The organism is Kribbella speibonae, from assembly GCF_004331375.1.
GTDB lineage: Bacteria > Actinomycetota > Actinomycetes > Propionibacteriales > Kribbellaceae > Kribbella > Kribbella sindirgiensis.
Genome location: NZ_SJKC01000002.1, coordinates 721,601 through 739,092 on the forward strand (window position 1 = coordinate 721,601; position 17,492 = coordinate 739,092).

Below are 17,492 nucleotides of genomic sequence, written 5' to 3' on the forward strand. Positions count from 1 at the left end.
CCTTCGAACCTCGTGTGCGCGTCTCAGGTGAGTGAGCTGGGGTCGTGAGGGACGTCGACGGCGTGGGTGCGGAGGGCGTCCAGGGGGATGGTTTCGAGGGCGCGGACGTGCGTCGAGGCGAGTACGACGGGGGCCGGGGCGCCGGCGCGGTACGACTGGAGCCAGCGGGCCGCGACGACGCACCAGCGGTCGCCCGGGTTCAGGCCGGGGAACTGCCACTCGGGTCGCGGGGTGATCAGGTCGTTCCCGATCGAGGCCTGGTGGGCCAGGAACTCGGCCGTCATCACCGCACAGACGGTGTGGTTGCCGAGGTCCTCGGGCCCGCTCGTGCAGCAGCCGTCACGGTAGAACCCGGTCACCGGATCGGTGCCGCACTCCTCGAGCGGCTCACCGAGCACGTTCAGGTCGTTGTCCATGACTGCATCCTCGCCGTACGGCGAGGAGAAAGCGGTCAGCTGGCCTTGGTGTCGCCGAGGCGGACGTGCTCGTCGATCGACTCGCCCGCCTTGAGCAGCTCCTTGGCCTTGTCGGCGTACATGTCGACGTACTCCTGACCGGACAGGTCCATCAGGGCGTACATGATCTCGTCGGTGACCGAGCGCAGGACGAAGCGGTCGCGCTCCATGCCCTCGTACCGGGAGAAGTCCAGCGGCTCGCCGAACGCGACGCCCGGACGGACCAGGCGCGGCAGTAGCCGGCCCTTCTCGCGGTAGAACAGGGTCGGCTTCATCCGGCCCGCGGGCTGCAGCTTGTGGGTGTCGATCATCGCGACCGGGATCACCGGGACGCCGGCCACGATCGCCATCCGGGCGACGCCGGTCTTGCCCTTGTACAGCCGGCCGTCGGGCGAGCGGGTGCCTTCGGGGTAGATCCCGAACAGGCCGCCCTTCTCGAGGATGCCCAGGCCGGTGTTCAGCGCGGCCAGCGAGGCGCGGCCGCCGGAGCGGTCGATCGGGATCTGGCCCACGGACCGGAAGAACGTGGCGACCAGCTTCCCCTTGAGGCCGGGACCGGTGAAGTACTCCGATTTGGCCGGGAAGACGATCTGCCGCGGAATCGAGACCGGCAGGAAGATCGAGTCACAGAACGCCAGGTGGTTGCTGACGAGCAGCGCCGGACCGTCGGTCGGCACGTGCTCGGCCCCGGTCACCTTGGGCCGGAACAGCAGCTTGACCAGTGGTGCGACCAAGAACCGTCTGAGGAACAGGTACAGCATCCGCCTCGACCTCCGTCATTCGCCCGACAGCACTCACCAGGACCCACCCACTCCATGGTCGGTCCGTACCCACTTCCGGCACCAGTGCCCGCCGGTGGCGGTCACGCGACAACTCCGGCGCGCCACCTTCCGGTGCGGACACTACGTTCCAGCTTCCCCCTCAGGCAATGTCACCGCCAGGAATGCGGGTGTTGCTCACCGTGTTGTCACCTGGATGCAGACTGGATGCAGCGCAGATGCAGCCCAGGTGCGACGATTGTCACGCGCCAGCACACCGGCTGCGGGCGCGGTTGTGAGGACCGTGAACGGCGAGGAGTCGAGCGTGCCAGTGCAAGCCCACGCGGAGGAGTTTCGCAGTCCCGGCACCGGGGAGAACGCCGCCGTCGGCGTACTGCTGAGCCACGGATTCACCGGCTCGCCGCGGTCGATGCGGCCGTTCGGCGAGCATCTGGCCGCCGAGGGGTACGGCGTCGCAGTACCGCGGCTGCCCGGTCACGGGACCAGCTGGCAGGAGATGAACAAGACCGGCTGGCCGGAGTGGTACGCCGTACTCGACAACGAGCTCGAGCGGTTGCGCAAGGAGCACGACCGGGTGTTCCTGGTGGGCCTGTCGATGGGCGGCTGCCTGGTGCTGCGGCTCGCCGAGCAGCACGGAGCGGACGTTTCCGGTCTGGTCCTGATCAACCCGTCGGTGCGCACCGACGACAAGCGGCTCGCGCTGCTGCCGGTGCTGGCCAAGCTGGTTCCGTCGTTCCCGGGCATCTCGAACGACATCAAGAAGCCGGGCGTCGAGGAGGGCGCGTACGACCGGATGCCGCTACGGGCGCTGCAGTCGCTGTCGCAGCTGTGGAAGGTCACCCGGGACGATCTGGCGAAGATCACGCAGCCGGTGCTGTTGTTCCGCAGTACTGTCGATCATGTGGTGGAGCCGAGTTCGGGGCGGACGGTGCTGTCCTCGATCTCGTCCCGCGACGTGACCGAGACCCTGCTCGAGGACAGCTATCACGTGGCAACCCTGGACAACGACGCCCCGCGGATCTTCGCGGACTCGACCGCCTTCATCAGCCGGCTGAGCGGGACCAAGAGTGAGTACGGCGATGCGTGACAACGGCCTGACCGCGACGTCGTACACGTCGCTCGGGGGTATCGACCCGCTGGTCGCGGAGCCGGTGCTGGACGCGCTCAAGGCGGCCGGTATCGCGGCGTACTGCGAGAACCAGAGCGAGGCCCGGACGCCCGAAGAGGCCGAGGAACCGGTCCGGATTCCGGTCGGGTACGACGAGATCTTCGTCGACGCCGAGGCGGTGGAGCGGGCCCGTCCGGTGATCGACCGCAGTACCGAGGACGCCGAGTGGCAGTCGCTGGTGGAACAGTTCAACCAGCCGTCCGCGCCGGGGCACGACGGCGGCGACGAGCCGGTCGCGCGCTGGCCGGCGAGCGAGGACGTCGACGAGAAGTACGAGCCGCTGATCGACGTACCGGCCGGGCTCACCGTCGAGGAGAAGAAGACCGAGGACGCGGAGCCGCCGGTCAGGAAGGCCGACGACGCGCACGACCACTACGTCCCGCCGGAGCCGCCGCGCGGTCCGCGGCTGGACTGGATCAGCCGGCTCGCCTGGCTCGGGCTGCTCGGCGGCCCGCTGCTGCTGATCCTGGCCGCCCTGCTCGACTTCGGCACCGGCCGGATCACGACGCTCGCGGTCACCGGGTTCATCGGCGGCTTCCTGACGCTGGTGTTCCGGATGAAGGACCGGCTGCCTCCGGGTGACGGCGGCGACGACGGCGCAGTCGTCTGACGTTCTGGGTTAGAGTGCGGATCGTCGGACAATCTGACGACATCACTCGTTTGGGAGGGCACCCGTGCAGGTCACCGAGACCGTCGAGATCACCGGCCACCTGATGGACTCCGGGTTGCTGTCCCGGGTGCTCGACGACATTCGCGGGTACGGCGGCGAGTACACGCTGGACAAGTTCGACCTCGGCTACGACAAGGACGACCCGTCCACGGTCCGGATGACGGTCGGCGCGGAGGACGAGGAGTCGCTGCAGCGGTTGCTGATGCGGATCCAGACCAAGGGCGCGAACCTGGTCGACCCCGGGACGCCGGAGATCACCGAGGTGACCCAGGACGGGGTGTTCCCGGACGGGTTCTACTCGACCACGAACCTGCCGACGAGCGTGCGGCTCGGCGGCCACTGGGTCCTGGTGCAGAACCCGGAGATGGACTGCGGGCTGCTCGTCGACGGCGACACGGTGAGGACGATTCCGATGTCGGACGTCCGCGCCGGGATGAAGATCATCACCAGCGCCCAGGGCGTGCGGGTCGTTCCGCCGATCGCGGTGAACACCGAAGAGGGCTTCGGGTTCATGGAGTCGGACGTGTCGTCGGAGAAGCCGCAACGGGTGCTGGTCAAGCAGGTCGCGGACGGGATGCGTGAGGCGAAGGCGAACGGGCAGAAGGTGCTCTGGGTCGGCGGGCCCGGCATCGTGCACACCGGCGCCGCGCCCGCGATGGTCGCGATCGTGGAGGCCGGGTACGTCGACGTACTGTTCGCCGGCAATGCGCTCGCGACGCACGACATCGAGTCGTCGCTGTACGGGACGTCGCTCGGCGTGGACCTGGCCCGCGGCCGCGGTGTCGAGCACGGGCACGAGCACCACATCCGGGCGATCAACACGATCCGCAAGGCCGGGTCGATCGCGGGCGCGGTCGAGCAGGGCGTGCTCACGTCGGGTGTCATGCACGCACTGGTCCGGCAGGGCAAGACGTTCGTCCTGGTCGGTTCGGTGCGCGACGACGGGCCGCTGCCGGACGTCTACACCGACGTCCTCGAGGGCCAGCGGGCGATGCGGGCCGAACTGGACGGCGTCGGGTACTGCCTGATGGCCGCGACCATGCTGCACTCAGTTGCCACCGGCAACATTCTGCCGGCGTCGATCCCACTGACCTGCGTGGACATCAACCCGGCGACAGTGACGAAACTCGCAGACCGCGGCTCGTCCCAGGCCCGCGGCATCGTCACGGACGTCGGCCTCTTCATCGAACACCTCGCGCGCGAACTCTCCCCGTCGTACGCCGAGAGTAAGTGACCCTGTCGGCGTACAGGCTGGTCGTATGAACCAGGACTTCGAATCGTTTCTGCGGCGCTTCGAGGAGGCCAACACCGCGTTCGTCAACGGCGACCCGTCGTTGTGGTTGCCGTTGGTGTCGCACAGTGAGCAGACCTCGATCTTCGGCGGGTTCGGCGGGCAGGAGGTCGGCTGGTCCGAGATCGGGCCGCGGTACGGGTGGGCGTCCTCGCAGTTCGTCCCCAGCGGCGCGAAGATCGAGTTCGAGTACCTCGTCAAGCACGTCGGCGCGGACACGGCGTACACGGTCGCGATCGAGCGCGGCACCGTCCAGCACGTCACCCAGCCGGACCCGGTGCCGCACCTGCTCCGTACGACGATGGTGTTCCGCGCCGAGGACGGCGCCTGGAAGATCACCCACCGCCACGCCGACCCACTCAACCCCACCTCGGCCCCGTCGGGTCCGTGACGTAACCCGGCCCACAGCGGACGGGACGGCATTGGGTGTTTGATGACCCCATGACCGAACTCGTGCATCTGGACGTGGCCGACGGTGTGGCCACTGTCACCTTGGACTCGCCGCACAACAAGAACGCGTTGTCGCAGCAGTTGACCGGCGAGTTGCTGGCGCGGCTCGAGACCGCGGGGGCGGACGACGCGGTGCGGGCGATCGTGGTTCGGTCGGCGCTGGACGTGTTCTGCTCGGGGGCCGATTTGTCCGAGGCCACGACCGTCGGCATGGGCGTCGGCGCGCAGCGGATGGTCGACGTCCAGCGGGCGATCGTGGCGAACCCGAAGCCGGTCGTCGCCCGGGTGGCCGGCCCGGTGCGCGCGGGCGGGATCGGGATCGTGGCGGCGGCCGATCTGAGCGTCGCCGGGGAGAGCGCGACGTTCGCGCTGACCGAGGTCCGGCTGGGGCTCGCGGCGGCGACGATCTCGCTGACGGTCCTCCCCCGGCTCACGGACCGCGCGGCGGCGTACACGTTCCTGACCGGCAACGCCTTCGACGCCCTCGAAGCGGCCCGCCTCGGCCTGCTCACCCTCACGGTCCCCGACCCCGACCTGGACGCCGCCGTCGACACGGTCCTCACGTCACTCCTCAAGGGCGCCCCGCAAGGCCTGCGCGAAACCAAGAAACTCCTCAACCGCACCCTCCTCGCAGACATAGATGCCCGCGGCAAAGACCTCGCTGAACTCTCAGCCAGCCTCTTCAGCTCCCCCGCCGCCCAGGAAGCCATGCGCGCCTTCCTCAATCGCAAGAAGAACTAATCCGTTTGCAGGCGCTGCTCCGCGCTGGTGGACTGGCCGCATGCCGCACATCAGTGACGCGCAACTCAGCACATTCCGCGATCAGGGGTACGTCGTCGTACCCGGCGTACTGACCGACGCGCAGATCGCGACCGGGCGGGAACTGGTCGCGGCGGCGCTGGAGAAGGAGCCGCCCGCGGACGGGCACGTGGGACACCACTTCGCCTGGCCCAGGTTCGAGGACGGGGCGGATCCGCTGCTCGATTTCTACCGGGACACCGTCGCCGGACTGGCGGCCGAGCTGATCCGGCCGGAGCTCGGAGTCGACCAGCCCGGTTTCGCGCAGATCGCCACGACGATTCCGCCGTGGTCGCACCGGCCGGGTTCACCGCACGTCGACGGAGTGAGCCCGCCTTTGCCGGACGGCACGCCGGGTACGTTCTCGATGCTCGCCGGGGTCTGGCTGACCGACCAGCAGGACCTCTACCTCGGGAACCTGCATGTCTGGCCAGGGACGCATCTGCGATTCGGGGAGTACCTCGCTGAGCGGGGCGCCGACGCACTTGCCGCGCTGAGCGAGGACACGAGCGGGGCACCGTACCCGAAGATCGAACTCGGTGAGCAGGTCCAGGCCACCGGGCCCGCCGGGAGCGTGCTGTTCGCCCATTACCTGCTGGGACACAACATCGGCGGCAACACCGGCCCGGAGCGCCGGGAGACGATCTACTACCGGCTGGATGCGCAGGGGCACCGCGATCGCTGGCGTGACGTCGTACGGGATCCGCTGGTCGAGTTCAGACGCTGACCTCGATCAGCATCGGGAGGTGGTCGGAGGCGGCGGCGAGGTCGTCCGGTGTGGCGGGGGTCGGGAGGATGCGGCCCTGGAGCGGTGGTGACAGGTGGGCGCCGTCAATGCGCTTGTGGGGGTTGGTGGAGCTGAAGGTTGGGCCTGCGTCGGCGCCCAGGTCGGTCAGGCCTTCCTCGGTCAGGCGTTTCCAGACGGGGCCGTCGGGTTCTTCGTTGAGGTCGCCGGTGAGGAGGTACGGCGTGCCGAAGGTGCGGCACCGCTTGAGGATCTGCTCGAGTTCGAACTGACGGCCGAGGATGTGCAGGCCGAGGTGGCAGCAGACGACAGTGACCGGTGTCGTGCCGACGAGGACCTGGCCGCCGACGGCTCCGCCGGGCAGCTGGGTGGCGACGAAGTTCAGGCGCCGGCGGACGAACGGGCGCCGGATCCGCCAGTGCAGCGGTTCGGTCAGCTCGATGCCGTCGGCAACGAGGATCGCGTTCCGGGCGGACGCCGCGACGTACCGCAGTCCGAAGGAGGCCGCCATCGCCCGGCGCTTGCGTCGCGTGCCCCACCACGTCGGCGCCTCCTGCACGAGCATCACGTCCGGCGCGCACGCCTTCACGACCCGAGCAAGCGCCGTACGGTCGTCTCCCCAGCGGTGAACGTTGTACGACAGCACCCGCAGGGCGCCGTCACTCATGCGTCAGGGTCGCCGTTCAGGTCGGCGTGGTGCAGGTCGGGGTCGGCGCGCATTCCGGTACGCCGTCCCGCGGTCTTCCGGGCCGCCCGCTCCAGACGGGTCGACCGTCCACGCGCCGCAGCCGTCTTCGCGGTCACGGCAGTGGTCTTCACCCGGACCCGGCGCAGCCACGTCGCCTCCTCGCGCGCGAGGTCGGCCGCACCGACCAGGCCCGCCTCCGGCCCGAGCACCGCGCGGACGATCCGCGCTTCCGGGCGGAACCCGCGACCGGTCAGGGTCCGCTTGAACGACTCGCGCGCGGGAGCCAGCAGCAGCTCGCCCGCGTCGGACACGCCGCCGCCGATCACGAACGTGCCCGGATCCAGCGCGGCGGCCAGGTTCGCGAGGCCGATGCCGAGCCAGCGGCCGACGTCCTCGAGCAGCTCGACCGCGACCGGGTCGCCGTCCTTGGCCAGCTCTGTCACCATCGGGCCGTTGATCTTGCGCGGATCGCCTTCGGCCGCCCGCAGCAGGTTGTGCGCGACCGGCGAGCCGGACAGCGCGAGCTCCCGGGCCTCCCGGGTGAGCGCGTTGCCGGAGGCGTACTGCTCCCAGCAGCCGCGGTTGCCGCACTCGCAGCGGTGACCGCCCGGCACGACCTGCATGTGCCCGAACTCGCCCGCGATCCCGAACTTCCCGCGCTGCAACGCGCCGTCGTTGAGGATCGCGCCGCCGATGCCGGTGCCGAGGGTGACGCACACCAGATGGCTCTCGCCCTGGCCGCCGCCGAACCGCCACTCGGACCAGGCGGCCGCGTTCGCGTCGTTCTCGACCACGACCGGCAGGCCGAGCCGGCGCTCGACCGCGTCCCGCAGCGGCTCGTGCCGCCAGGCGAGATGCGGCGCGAACAGCACCGACGACCGGGTGCCGTCGACGAACCCGGCGGCGCCGATGCCGACCGCGATCACGTCGTGCCGCGACTCCAGGTCGTGGACGATCTCCGCGATCGCGTCCTCGGTCTCCTTCGGGTCGGTCGTCGGCGTGTCCCGCCGTACCCGGTCCAGGATGTTGGCCTCGGGGTCGACCACCCCGGCAGCGACCTTGGTCCCGCCGATGTCGATCCCGATCGTCAAAGCCTGCGTCAAAGCCAAGGTTCGACCTTCCTCGCGACCCCCGCCGGACTGCCTCCAGTATCCCAGGTCAGGACAATCATGAAGACTCGGCAGGCCGACGCGCCAGGTCGGCGGCGCCGATCAGGCCGGCGTCGTTGCCCAGCTCGGCGAGCGTGAACGGCGCGTGCGGGCGGTTGGCCTTGGCGGGCAGCACCTTCTCGAACGCCTGTACGGCGGACTTCATGATCAGGTCCTTCGCGGCGCTCACCCCGCCGCCGATCACGACCAGCGTCGGGTCGAAGATCGTCGCCAGGCTGGCCACCCCTTCGCCGAGCCAGCGGCCCAGGTCGTCGAGCAGCTCGACCGCGCACGGGTCACCCTGCACCGCCGCGTCGGTGATCATCGGGCCGGTCAGCTCGGCCGCGTCGGTGATCCCGCAGACGCTCAGCATCTGCACCGCCGCCAGCGATCCCGACTCGGCCTGCGCCCTGCCCTCACGGACCAGCGCCTTACCGGAGGCGTACTGCTCGAAGCAGCCACGAGATCCGCACCCGCACCGATGCCCACCGGGTACGACGCGCATGTGGCCGAGCTCGGCCGCGACACCGTGGGCGCCGCGGAGCAGCTCACCGTCGATCACCACGCCGCCGCCGATCCCCGTGCCGACCGTGATGCAGACCATGTGCTCGACGTCCTTGGCCGCGCCGAACGCGAACTCGCCCCAGGCCGCCGCGTTCGCGTCGTTCTCGACCACGACCGGGATCTTCAGCTCCTTCGCGACCCGCGCGCCGAGCGGCTCGTCCCGCCAGGCCAGGTTCGGCGCGAACAGCACCGTCGACCGGTCCGAGGAGACGAACCCGGCCGCGCCGATCCCGACCGCTTCCACGGCGTGGTTCGCGATCAGTTCGGCGGCCGCGTCGCAGATCGCCGCCGCGGTGGCGTCGACCGAGTCGGCCGGGGTGTCGCGATGCGTCCGCGCGATGATCGCGCCGTGCTCGTCGACCACGCCGGCCGCGATCTTCGTACCGCCGACGTCGATGCCGATCGTCAGTCCCATGGTTCGGGGTCCTCACTCACGTCGATCCGGTCCACCCGGGACCGGGTCGGTTCCTGGGCCGGTTGCTGGGCCGGTGCCTCCTCGGATGGCGAGGAGCGCGACGCTGCGTCCTCCCGCGTCTGCCGGGCCGCGTCCGCGGCGGCCTCCAGCAGAGATCTCACTGAGCCGAGCACGTGCGCGGCCGCCGTCGACAGCTGCTCGATCGTCTCCGGGCTGGTGCTCCGCACCCGGTGGATCAGCTGACAGACCGGGCACCAGACACAGTCGGGCCCCAACTTGTGCTCATCGGCAGTCTCATGGGCGGCCTCGTCGGCAGGCGGCGCGTCATGAGCAGCGTTCTGCAGTACGGCGAACAGCTTCGCGGCCTCTTCTGCGACCGAACCGATGGGTTCCTTGCTCACCGCGCCGCCTCGCGGCGGGTGAGCTGCTCGTGGTACTCCGCCGTCAGGCCCTGCGCCAGTTCCTGCGCCGACTCCAGCGGACCTGATCCGCTCGGCACTTCGGGCGCAACCGGCCGCGCGGCCTCCCGCGGCGAGAACCGCACCTGCAACCGGCCTTCGTCCAGCCGTGCGCCCGCGACAACGCCCCGCGCCAGGGCGGCCGGCAGCGGCAGCACCCGGCGGTACGACCCGACGGTGATGATCAGTTCGTCCCCGTGCCGCGCGAGCTCCAGCTCGTCGGCGGATGCCAACGGCAACGGCATCGTCAGCGTGTACGTGCGCCCGTCGGTGTCGATGTGCCGATCCACCCACAGCGACGTGTCGTCGGTGGCCCGCGCGAACGGGTCGTCCCCGCCGTACATCTCCACCGCGAACGCGGCCAGCTCCTCGACGCCGACCGGCTCACAGACGCGGTACGGCGACTCCCAGATCGGCAACGGCCGGAAAGAGTCCGCGACCTCCTCGAGGATCCCCCGCTGCGCGGCGACCCACTGCCGGCGCCACGTGTCGGCCCCGGCCGCCGGGAACACCCGGTTCGCCACGACGCCGTCCACGCGGTACCCGTACAGAGAAAGCCTGGTGAGCGAGCGCCGGGCCTCGGCGACCACGACGGCCTCCGGCGTCAGCACCAGCCGCACCGAGGCGTCCGGGCCGGCCAGCAGCGTGCGGATGTCGGACAGGTCGGCCTGCAGCCGGCGCAGCGCGTCGAAGACGTTGTCGTCCGGCATCGGGAGCGTCGACCCGCTGAGGAACGGCCGGAACGTCCGCATCATCTTCCGCTCGGCGTTGAAGATCCGGTCCAGGTACCAGTTCAGTGCCTCGGGCAGCCCGAGCAGCCGGAGCGTCTCTGCGGTCGGCGCGCAGTCGACGACGATCACGTCCCAGCGCCCCGACCGGACGTGGTCACGTACCTCGAGCAACGCCAGGACCTCCGCGGCCCCGGGCAGCACGGTCAGCTCCTCGGCCTCGATCGGATCGACGCCGACCATGTGCAGCACCGACCGCAGGTACGACTGGATATCACCCCAGGACCGCTCGAACTTGCGCTGCGCGTCGATCTGCTGGACGAACAGCAGGTCGTCGATCTCGGTCGGCTCCGGTCCGACCTCGGAGTCGAACGCGTCCGACAGCGAGTGCGCGGCGTCCGTCGACAGCACCAGCGTCCGCAGCCCGCGTAGTGCCGCGAGCGTGGCCGTCCCGGCAGCGGAGGTCGTCTTGCCTACGCCGCCCTTACCTGTGTAGAGCAGTACCCGAGTCACTGGATCAGGACTCGACGCGCTTCTTGAGGCCCTTGAGAGCCGTGTCGATGATGACCTTCTCGGCCTTGCGCTTGAGCATCCCGATCATCGGGATCGCCACGTCCACGGCCAGCCGGTACGTCACCTCGGTCCCCTCAGCTCCCAGATCCCTCAGCACGTACGCGCCGTCCATGCCCTTGACCATCTTCGCCTCGACCAGCGTCCAGGTCACCTCGTTGCGGGACCAGACGTAGGCCAGCGTGTACTCGTCGGAGATCGCGCCGGCGTCCACCTTGAACCGCACCTTGTTCGGCCGCCCGGCCTCGTCGGTGGACAGCACCTCGGTCTCCCGCATCGAGTCGGCCCATTCCGGGTACGCCGCGAAGTCCGCGATCACCGCCATGATCTCTTTGGGGGTCGCGTTCACCTGGATGGTCGAGGTGGTCTGTTCCGCCATCGATTCACCTCTTCGCTTGCCTGGGCCGGGTGCTGCGGGACCGCTGGACCCCCCGATGGATCCGCGTCCTCCCCGGAGACTATCGCGGGATCGGATCCGGTACGGCGTTCGCCCGCCGCGCGACCCTGTTCGATCTCGTCCTTGAACGCCCACAACCGGTCCCGGTACGCCGCGACGTACCGCTCCTTCAAGCGCTCGACCGCGCGTCCACGAACCGGTTTCGCGGGGTCGGCCCGCAGGTACCAGTGCACGACGACCCCGTCCCGGACCGCTTCCAGCCACCATTCCGCCGTACCGATCGCGGCGCCGGTGACGGCCCACCGGACCCCCTCGAGGCCGCGGCGCTCGGACGGCGTCAGCGTGAGGTCCGGCCACCACTCACGCCACAGGGTGTCCGAACCGAGCCGCTCGGCGACGTAGGCTGGATCAGCAACGACCAGGTCGTCGCAACTGATGTCGAGCAATGGCATAGCTAGAACCTAGTTCCGTGGGTCACATAAACCTGGCTACTTGTGGGTAGGTGACTGTAGCGTGCGCCGGAAGTCGACAATTCGTGACCGACTGAGGAGACGACGCGGATGCGTGAGTACACCGTTCCTGCTGTGACAGACCCGGCAACCGGGAGCCTGAGCGACCCGGTGTGGGCGAACGCGTCCTCTCATCCTGACACCGCCGTGTTCAGCCGCCGCACCGGCGCAAGCTGGACCGACGTCACGGCTGCCGAGTTCGCGCAGCAGGTGACGGCGGTCGCCAAGGGCCTGATCGCGGCCGGGGTGAAGCACGGCGAGCGGGTCGCCCTGCTCAGCCCGACGCGGTACGAGTGGACCCTGATCGACTACGCGATCTGGTCCATCGGCGCGGTCACCGTGCCGATCTACGAGACCTCGTCGACGTCGCAGATCCAGTGGATCCTGACCGACTCCGAGGCAGTTGTCGCCGTCGTCGAGAACGCGACCCACGGCGCGGTCGTCGAGTCCTCCCGGGCCGAGGCGCCCGCGCTGCAAGAGGTCTGGCAGATCGAGGCCGGCGCCGTCGACCAGCTCACCGCGCTCGGCCAGGACGTCACCGACGCCGAGTTCGACAAGCGCCGCTCCGCGGTCTCGTCCTCGGACCTCGCGACCCTGATCTACACCTCCGGTACGACTGGACGCCCGAAGGGCTGCAAGATCAGCCACTCGAACTTCCTCGACGAGCTCGGTCCCGCGGTGAAGATCCTCGACGACCTGTTCGACACCACCGGTGCGAGCACGTTGCTGTTCCTGCCGCTCGCGCACGTGTTCGCCCGGATCATCCAGGTCGGCTGCGTGATGAAGATGGTCAAGGTCGGGCACAGCGCCGACGTGAAGAACCTGGTCGAGGACCTCGGCGCGTTCAAGCCGACGTTCATCCTGAGCGTGCCACGGGTGTTCGAGAAGGTGTTCAACTCGGCCAGCCAGAAGGCGCACGCCGACGGCAAGGGCAAGATCTTCGACGCCGCCGCGGAGACCGCGATCGCGTACTCGCAGGCGCAGGACAAGGGCGGCGCGTCGTTCGGGCTGAAGGCCAAGCACATGCTGTTCGACCGGCTCGTGTTCGGCAAGCTCCGGGCGGTGCTCGGCGGCCAGGTGCAGTACGCCGTCTCCGGCGGCGCGCCCCTCGGTGACAAGCTCGGTCACTTCTTCCGCGGGATCGGCGTACCGGTCCTGGAGGGGTACGGCCTGACCGAGACCACCGCCGCGGTGTCGGTGAACCTGCCCGACGACATCCGCATCGGCACCGTCGGCCGGCCGCTTCCTGGTGTGACGGTCGGTGTCGCGGACGACGGCGAGCTGCTCTTCAAGGGCGGCCAGGTGATGCAGGGCTACTGGAAGAACGACGAGGCGACCGCGAACGCGATCGACGCCGACGGCTGGTTCCACACCGGCGACCTGGGCGAGTTCGACGTCGACGGGTTCATCAAGATCACCGGCCGGAAGAAGGAGATCCTGGTGACGGCCGGCGGGAAGAACGTCGCGCCGACGATGCTCGAGGACCAGATCCGGCTGCACCCCCTGGTCAGCCAGTGCATGGTCGTCGGCGACGGCAAACCGTTCATCGCGGCACTGATCACGATCGACCCGGAAAACATCGTCCCGTGGGCCACCGCCCGCGACAAGCCGACCGACGTCGCGTCGCTGACCCAGGACGCCGACCTGATCGCCGAAATCCAGAAGGCCGTCGACGAGGCCAACGCCACCGTCTCCCACGCCGAGGCCATCAAGAAGTTCTCCATCCTCCCCACCGACTGGACCCAAGAGTCCGGCGAACTCTCCCTGAAACTCTCCCTCCGCCGCCACATAGTCATGGAAAAACACGGCGGCGATGTCGAGGCCCTCTACACGAAGTAGACGGAACGGCGGTGCCGGGTTGGGGAGGATCTTCTACCCGATTCGGCACACAATCCTCCCCAGGTCCGGTCGTTCCTCAGGTCGTCGTTAGGGATGCCAGGGCTTGGTTCATCGTGGTGGTGAATTCTTCTGGGGTTAGCGGTAGGCGGGACTTGACGTCGCGGCTCCACTGGTCGGCTAGGACCTCGGCGGAGTTCTCCTCGACGCCGTTGAGGGCTGCGTCGGCCAGGGCGGGCGGGGCGAGCTTGGCGACGGGCCAACCCGCGGCCATGTCGGTGTCGGCGAGGCCGAGGTGTACCGCGGTCACGAGCGTGCCCTGCTCGGCGAGTTCCAGGCGTACGCCGTTGGTCATGGCCCAGGCCGCCGCCTTGGTCACGTGGTAGGCGTTGGCGCCCTTGCCCCCGAACCACGACATGGCGGACAGCACGTTGACGATTGCGCCCCCGCCGTTCCTGGCGAGCGCCGGCGCGAACTCCCGGATCATCCCCAAGTGCCCGAACATGTTCGTCTCCAGCTCGCGCCGTACCGCGTCCAGCGAACCGTTCACCAGATCGGTCCCCGTCTGAATCCCCGCATTGTTGATGAGCAGCGAGACATCCGGGGCGGCCTCGGCCGCGGCTCGCACGGAGGCGGGATCGGTGATGTCGAGGGGCAGTACGTCGACCCCGGGCAGGTCCACCGTCTCGGGCCGGCGAGCCGTCGCGTAGACCTTGCGGGCGCCCCGTTCGAGCAGACGCTGAGCGAAGGCACGCCCCAGCCCGCGGTTCGCTCCGGTGACCAGGGCAACTGAGTTGTTGATGTCCATGCCCGCTACGCTAAAACCTGACGTTGACGTCAGAGGCAAGTCCCGCAAGGAGAGGAATCACCGTGGCCGACCGCCCGATCCGCATCGGCGAGGTGGCACGCGGCGCCGGCGTCTCAGTACGCGCCGTCCGCTACTACGAACAGCAGGGCCTGCTCATCGCGGAACGCAGCCCCTCCGGCCAACGCCTCTACCGGCAAGATGCCGTCGACCGGATCCGTTTCTTCCAGCAGATGTTCGCCGCCGGCCTGACCAGCCGAAGAATCACGGAACTCCTCCCCTGCTGGGACTCCGGCCACACCGACGCCGCCCAACGAGCCATGCTCCGCGCCGAACGCGACCGCGTCCAAGCCAAACTCGACGACCTACAAACAGCCCTGAACCGCCTCGACGAGGTCATCGCCATCACAGACACCCACCCGTAGGCGCACTCCGTCTGCCAAGCTTCCGGTGTGGCCGAGCAGCAGTTGGACGGTGGGATCGCGAACGCGGGCCAGGTTGTCCGTGTCGGTCCACATGTGCTTCGTCCTTCGAGTCCGTACTCGGCTTCGATTCACGCCTTCCTGCGGGCGGTGCGAGACGCCGGATTCGAGGGTGCCCCGACACCGGTCGGCATCGACGAGGACGGACGCGAGCGTCTCGTGTTCATAGAGGGCGAGGTTCCCGTCGCGCCCTATCCGGACTGGAGCCAGTCCGACACCGCGCTGGCTTCCGTCGCCAGGCTTCTGCGCGGGCTGCACGACGTCGCTCGCGAGTTCGACCCTCAGGGCCTGAGCTGGAACGACGGCCTGGCTGACCCTGCGGGCGGGACGGTGGTGTGCCACAACGACGTGGAGCTTTCGAACGTCGTCTTCCGTGACGGGATCGCCGTCGCGCTGCTCGACTTCGAGTTCGCCGCCCCTGGCCGTCCCGTCTACGATCTCGCCCAGCTGGCCCGGCTGTGTGTACCGATCGAGGACGACTTCGACCAGGATCGGATCGGCTGGCTGCCCGCCGACCGTCCGGCGCGATTACGACTCGTTGCCGACGCCTACGGACTGGACCGGGACGGCCGGGTGGAGCTGCTCACCGCCATCGACGATGCCCTCGCCCGCATCGAAGCAGCCGCGCGGCGCACCATCGACGCGGGTGGCCCGAACGCTGTCGCGAGGATGAACCGGGCGGGAGGCCTCGAGAAGTTCGACCGCCGGCGCCGCTGGTGGAGCGCCCACCACGACAAGTTCACCGCCGTCCTTCTCTGACCCCACCGGTAGTACTGCGATCAGCCGATTGGGTGATGGGGGATGAGCTTGTTGGGTGATGTGGGGGTGGGGGGCGGTCGGCGAGAGTCGTTGTATGACAAGTGCTTCTCCGATTGTTGAGGTTTCTGGGCTGCGGAAGGTGTATGGCGGGCGGGTTGTGGTCGACGACGTGTCGTTCGGTGTTGATGAGGGTGAGATCTTCGGGATCCTCGGGCCGAACGGGGCCGGGAAGACGACCACCGTCGAATGCGTCGAAGGGCTCCGTGTCCCGGACGGCGGGCGGATCCGGGTCGCCGGGCTGGACCCGGTCGCCGATCATGCGGCCGTCACGCAGGTGCTCGGTGCGCAGTTGCAGGAAAGTGAGCTGCAGGCCAAGCTCACGGTCCGCGAGGCCCTCGAGTTGTACGCCGCCCTGTACCCGAACCCGGCCGACTGGCGCCCACTCGCCGAACGGCTCGGTCTGACGGGCCGGCTGGACACCAGGTTCGGTGTCCTCAGTGGTGGCCAGAAGCAACGACTGTTCATCGCGCTCGCGCTGATCGGCAACCCGCGCGTCGTCGTACTGGACGAGCTGACCACCGGTCTCGACCCGCGCGCCCGGCGCGACACCTGGGAGGTCGTCGAGGACGTCCGCGCCCGCGGCGTGACCGTCCTGCTGGTCACGCACTTCATGGAGGAAGCGCAGCGGCTGTGCGACCGGATCGCCGTGATCGACCAGGGCCGGATCACCGCACTGGACACCCCGCAGGGACTGATCAGTGCGTCGTCCGGATCGACCGTCATCTCGTTCACACCGTCGGCGCCGCTCGACAACGACGAACTGGCGGCGTTGCCGGCGCTCGCGTCCGTGGAACTCAAGGACGGCCGGATCACCCTCGGCGGGTCCGACGAGACCGTGACCGCGCTGCTGTCGCTGCTCGCCCGGCGCCGCATCACGGCCCACCAGCTCCGCGTCACCGACGCCACCCTCGACGACGCCTTCCTCGACCTCACAGGAGCCACCAAATGAGCACGATCGCTGTCCCAGTACGCCGTACTTCACCGAGAACCGCCGTACTGCGGGCCGAGGCGCGGCTGTTCCGCCGGGAGGCCGGCACCCTGTTCTGGACGCTGGGCTTTCCGCCGCTGCTGCTGGTGATCCTCGGGTCGATCAAGAGCTTCCGGAAGTTCGACCCGGGGCTCGGAATGCGGATCATCGACGTGTACGTGCCGACCCTGGTCCTGGTCGCGCTGATCGTGACCGGCCTGCAGGCGATGCCGCCGGTGATCACCGGTTATCGCGAACGCGGCATCCTGCGCCGGATGTCGCTGACCCCGGTCCGGCCGTCCGCGTTGCTCACCGCGCAGATGGGACTGAACGGCGCCGCGGGAGTGCTGTCGGCGCTGGTGTGCCTGGCGATCGGACGGCTGGCGTTCGACGTCCAGCTGCCCAAGCAGGCCCTCGGCTACACGCTGGCGTTCGTGCTCACGGTCACGGCCGCGCTGGCCCTCGGTGCTCTGATCTCGGCGCTCGCTCCGACCGCGCGGCTCGCGACCGGCGTCGGCATGGTGGCGTTCTTCCCGAGCCTGTTCTCCGCCGGTCTGTGGGCTCCCGTGCAGTCGATGCCGCACACGCTGCGGGAGATCGTCGTACTCCTGCCGTTCGGTGCCGCCTCCCAGGCGCTCCAGCAGGCCGCGGCCGGGCACTGGCCGGCGTGGTCCCACCTCGGCGTACTGGCCGCGTGGGCGGTAGTCCTGTCGGTGGCCGCCGCGCGCTGGTTCCGGTGGGAGTAGCAAG

The 17,492-nt window shown here is 69.3% G+C and carries 21 protein-coding genes; 11 read left to right on the forward strand and 10 right to left on the reverse strand.

The annotated features are described in order from the left end of the window. Positions 1-23: 23 nt before the first annotated feature. Together E0H92_RS16770 and E0H92_RS16775 are read right to left on the reverse strand one after the other, a co-directional pair. Positions 24-416 carry a DUF2237 family protein gene (locus E0H92_RS16770; RefSeq protein ID WP_131462712.1) on the reverse strand — a complete coding sequence of 131 codons (393 nt, stop codon included), beginning with the start codon at positions 414-416 and terminating at the stop codon, positions 24-26. 35 nt (positions 417-451) lie between these two features. Then, complete coding sequence (locus E0H92_RS16775; RefSeq protein WP_131288791.1) at positions 452-1,216, reverse strand: lysophospholipid acyltransferase family protein; 765 nt, start codon at positions 1,214-1,216, stop codon at positions 452-454. Positions 1,217-1,538: 322 nt separating this feature from the next. On the opposite strand from E0H92_RS16775, the gene E0H92_RS16780 reads away from it, so the two are divergent. The 6 genes from E0H92_RS16780 (at position 1,539) to E0H92_RS16805 (ending at position 6,338) form a co-directional block, all read left to right on the forward strand. Beyond that, complete coding sequence (locus E0H92_RS16780) at positions 1,539-2,321, forward strand: alpha/beta hydrolase (RefSeq protein WP_165549810.1); 783 nt, start codon at positions 1,539-1,541, stop codon at positions 2,319-2,321. Next, a complete protein-coding gene (locus E0H92_RS16785; RefSeq protein ID WP_131462711.1) occupies positions 2,314-3,012 on the forward strand; it encodes a hypothetical protein in 699 nt (232 codons plus the stop codon). Before E0H92_RS16780 ends, E0H92_RS16785 begins: the two co-directional genes overlap by 8 nt. Positions 3,013-3,076: 64 nt before the next feature. Further along, positions 3,077-4,306: an ornithine cyclodeaminase, nickel-pincer nucleotide-dependent gene (locus E0H92_RS16790; RefSeq protein WP_131496881.1), complete on the forward strand. Its 1,230-nt coding sequence runs from the start codon at positions 3,077-3,079 to the stop codon at positions 4,304-4,306. Positions 4,307-4,331: 25 nt separating this feature from the next. Next, positions 4,332-4,754: a YybH family protein gene (locus E0H92_RS16795; RefSeq protein WP_131462709.1), complete on the forward strand. Its 423-nt coding sequence runs from the start codon at positions 4,332-4,334 to the stop codon at positions 4,752-4,754. A 50-nt stretch (positions 4,755-4,804) separates the two neighbouring features. Next, positions 4,805-5,554 (forward strand): enoyl-CoA hydratase-related protein, encoded by a 750-nt coding sequence (locus E0H92_RS16800; RefSeq protein WP_131496882.1) that lies wholly within the window; start codon positions 4,805-4,807, stop codon positions 5,552-5,554. A gap of 40 nt (positions 5,555-5,594) precedes the next feature. Then, complete coding sequence (locus E0H92_RS16805) at positions 5,595-6,338, forward strand: phytanoyl-CoA dioxygenase family protein (RefSeq protein WP_165549811.1); 744 nt, start codon at positions 5,595-5,597, stop codon at positions 6,336-6,338. On the opposite strand, the gene E0H92_RS16810 is transcribed toward E0H92_RS16805, so the two are convergent. The 7 genes from E0H92_RS16810 to E0H92_RS16840 are packed head-to-tail and all read right to left on the reverse strand — an operon-like array spanning position 6,328 to position 11,776. Beyond that, the gene (locus tag E0H92_RS16810) at positions 6,328-7,023 is read right to left on the reverse strand and encodes an endonuclease/exonuclease/phosphatase family protein (RefSeq protein WP_131496884.1); all 696 of its coding nucleotides are present in this window, start codon (positions 7,021-7,023) and stop codon (positions 6,328-6,330) included. The two genes, E0H92_RS16805 and E0H92_RS16810, sit on opposite strands and share 11 nt — an antisense overlap. Next, positions 7,020-8,153: an ROK family glucokinase gene (locus tag E0H92_RS16815; protein WP_131496885.1), complete on the reverse strand. Its 1,134-nt coding sequence runs from the start codon at positions 8,151-8,153 to the stop codon at positions 7,020-7,022. The genes E0H92_RS16810 and E0H92_RS16815 overlap by 4 nt, the downstream gene beginning before the upstream one ends. A gap of 58 nt (positions 8,154-8,211) precedes the next feature. Continuing rightward, complete coding sequence (locus tag E0H92_RS16820; RefSeq protein WP_131462704.1) at positions 8,212-9,171, reverse strand: ROK family glucokinase; 960 nt, start codon at positions 9,169-9,171, stop codon at positions 8,212-8,214. Then, a complete protein-coding gene (locus tag E0H92_RS16825; RefSeq protein WP_131496886.1) occupies positions 9,162-9,572 on the reverse strand; it encodes a hypothetical protein in 411 nt (136 codons plus the stop codon). Before E0H92_RS16825 ends, E0H92_RS16820 begins: the two co-directional genes overlap by 10 nt. After that, positions 9,569-10,870, reverse strand: coding sequence for an ArsA family ATPase (locus E0H92_RS16830; protein WP_131496887.1), 1,302 nt, complete (start codon positions 10,868-10,870; stop codon positions 9,569-9,571). The genes E0H92_RS16825 and E0H92_RS16830 overlap by 4 nt, the downstream gene beginning before the upstream one ends. Positions 10,871-10,874: 4 nt before the next feature. Beyond that, entirely contained in the window at positions 10,875-11,306 is a 432-nt protein-coding gene (locus E0H92_RS16835; RefSeq protein WP_131462701.1) for an SRPBCC family protein, read from the reverse strand. Further along, positions 11,273-11,776 (reverse strand): polyketide cyclase / dehydrase and lipid transport, encoded by a 504-nt coding sequence (locus E0H92_RS16840; RefSeq protein WP_131496888.1) that lies wholly within the window; start codon positions 11,774-11,776, stop codon positions 11,273-11,275. Before E0H92_RS16840 ends, E0H92_RS16835 begins: the two co-directional genes overlap by 34 nt. Before the next feature lie 108 nt (positions 11,777-11,884). Here E0H92_RS16840 and E0H92_RS16845 point away from each other — a divergent pair, with 108 nt between their 5' ends. Continuing rightward, positions 11,885-13,672: an AMP-dependent synthetase/ligase gene (locus tag E0H92_RS16845; RefSeq protein WP_131496889.1), complete on the forward strand. Its 1,788-nt coding sequence runs from the start codon at positions 11,885-11,887 to the stop codon at positions 13,670-13,672. Between the two features lie 76 nt (positions 13,673-13,748). On the opposite strand, the gene E0H92_RS16850 is transcribed toward E0H92_RS16845, so the two are convergent. Next, positions 13,749-14,477 (reverse strand): SDR family oxidoreductase, encoded by a 729-nt coding sequence (locus E0H92_RS16850; RefSeq protein ID WP_131496890.1) that lies wholly within the window; start codon positions 14,475-14,477, stop codon positions 13,749-13,751. A 62-nt stretch (positions 14,478-14,539) separates the two neighbouring features. On the opposite strand from E0H92_RS16850, the gene E0H92_RS16855 reads away from it, so the two are divergent. From E0H92_RS16855 to E0H92_RS16870, 4 genes are all read left to right on the forward strand, one after another. Continuing rightward, positions 14,540-14,899, forward strand: coding sequence for a MerR family transcriptional regulator (locus E0H92_RS16855; RefSeq protein WP_165549812.1), 360 nt, complete (start codon positions 14,540-14,542; stop codon positions 14,897-14,899). Between the two features lie 27 nt (positions 14,900-14,926). Beyond that, positions 14,927-15,715: a phosphotransferase gene (locus E0H92_RS16860; protein WP_131462696.1), complete on the forward strand. Its 789-nt coding sequence runs from the start codon at positions 14,927-14,929 to the stop codon at positions 15,713-15,715. Between the two features lie 94 nt (positions 15,716-15,809). Continuing rightward, complete coding sequence (locus tag E0H92_RS16865; protein WP_202873668.1) at positions 15,810-16,724, forward strand: ABC transporter ATP-binding protein; 915 nt, start codon at positions 15,810-15,812, stop codon at positions 16,722-16,724. Then, positions 16,721-17,488 carry an ABC transporter permease gene (locus E0H92_RS16870; protein WP_131496892.1) on the forward strand — a complete coding sequence of 256 codons (768 nt, stop codon included), beginning with the start codon at positions 16,721-16,723 and terminating at the stop codon, positions 17,486-17,488. Before E0H92_RS16865 ends, E0H92_RS16870 begins: the two co-directional genes overlap by 4 nt. Positions 17,489-17,492 lie beyond the last annotated feature (4 nt).

Excerpts from the sequence above, each read along its gene's own strand:
- E0H92_RS16795 (WP_131462709.1), top strand. The coding sequence starts at position 4,332 with ATGAACCAGGACTTCGAATCGTTTCTGCGGCGCTTCGAGGAGGCCAAC.
- E0H92_RS16820 (WP_131462704.1), bottom strand. The coding sequence starts at position 9,171 with ATGGGACTGACGATCGGCATCGACGTCGGCGGTACGAAGATCGCGGCC.
- E0H92_RS16785 (WP_131462711.1), top strand. The coding sequence starts at position 2,314 with ATGCGTGACAACGGCCTGACCGCGACGTCGTACACGTCGCTCGGGGGT.
- E0H92_RS16845 (WP_131496889.1), top strand. The coding sequence starts at position 11,885 with ATGCGTGAGTACACCGTTCCTGCTGTGACAGACCCGGCAACCGGGAGC.
- E0H92_RS16865 (WP_202873668.1), top strand. The coding sequence starts at position 15,810 with ATGACAAGTGCTTCTCCGATTGTTGAGGTTTCTGGGCTGCGGAAGGTG.
- E0H92_RS16775 (WP_131288791.1), bottom strand. The coding sequence starts at position 1,216 with ATGCTGTACCTGTTCCTCAGACGGTTCTTGGTCGCACCACTGGTCAAG.
- E0H92_RS16770 (WP_131462712.1), bottom strand. The coding sequence starts at position 416 with ATGGACAACGACCTGAACGTGCTCGGTGAGCCGCTCGAGGAGTGCGGC.
- E0H92_RS16835 (WP_131462701.1), bottom strand. The coding sequence starts at position 11,306 with ATGGCGGAACAGACCACCTCGACCATCCAGGTGAACGCGACCCCCAAA.
- E0H92_RS16805 (WP_165549811.1), top strand. The coding sequence starts at position 5,595 with ATGCCGCACATCAGTGACGCGCAACTCAGCACATTCCGCGATCAGGGG.
- E0H92_RS16850 (WP_131496890.1), bottom strand. The coding sequence starts at position 14,477 with ATGGACATCAACAACTCAGTTGCCCTGGTCACCGGAGCGAACCGCGGG.
- E0H92_RS16800 (WP_131496882.1), top strand. The coding sequence starts at position 4,805 with ATGACCGAACTCGTGCATCTGGACGTGGCCGACGGTGTGGCCACTGTC.
- E0H92_RS16810 (WP_131496884.1), bottom strand. The coding sequence starts at position 7,023 with ATGAGTGACGGCGCCCTGCGGGTGCTGTCGTACAACGTTCACCGCTGG.
- E0H92_RS16870 (WP_131496892.1), top strand. The coding sequence starts at position 16,721 with ATGAGCACGATCGCTGTCCCAGTACGCCGTACTTCACCGAGAACCGCC.
- E0H92_RS16840 (WP_131496888.1), bottom strand. The coding sequence starts at position 11,776 with ATGCCATTGCTCGACATCAGTTGCGACGACCTGGTCGTTGCTGATCCA.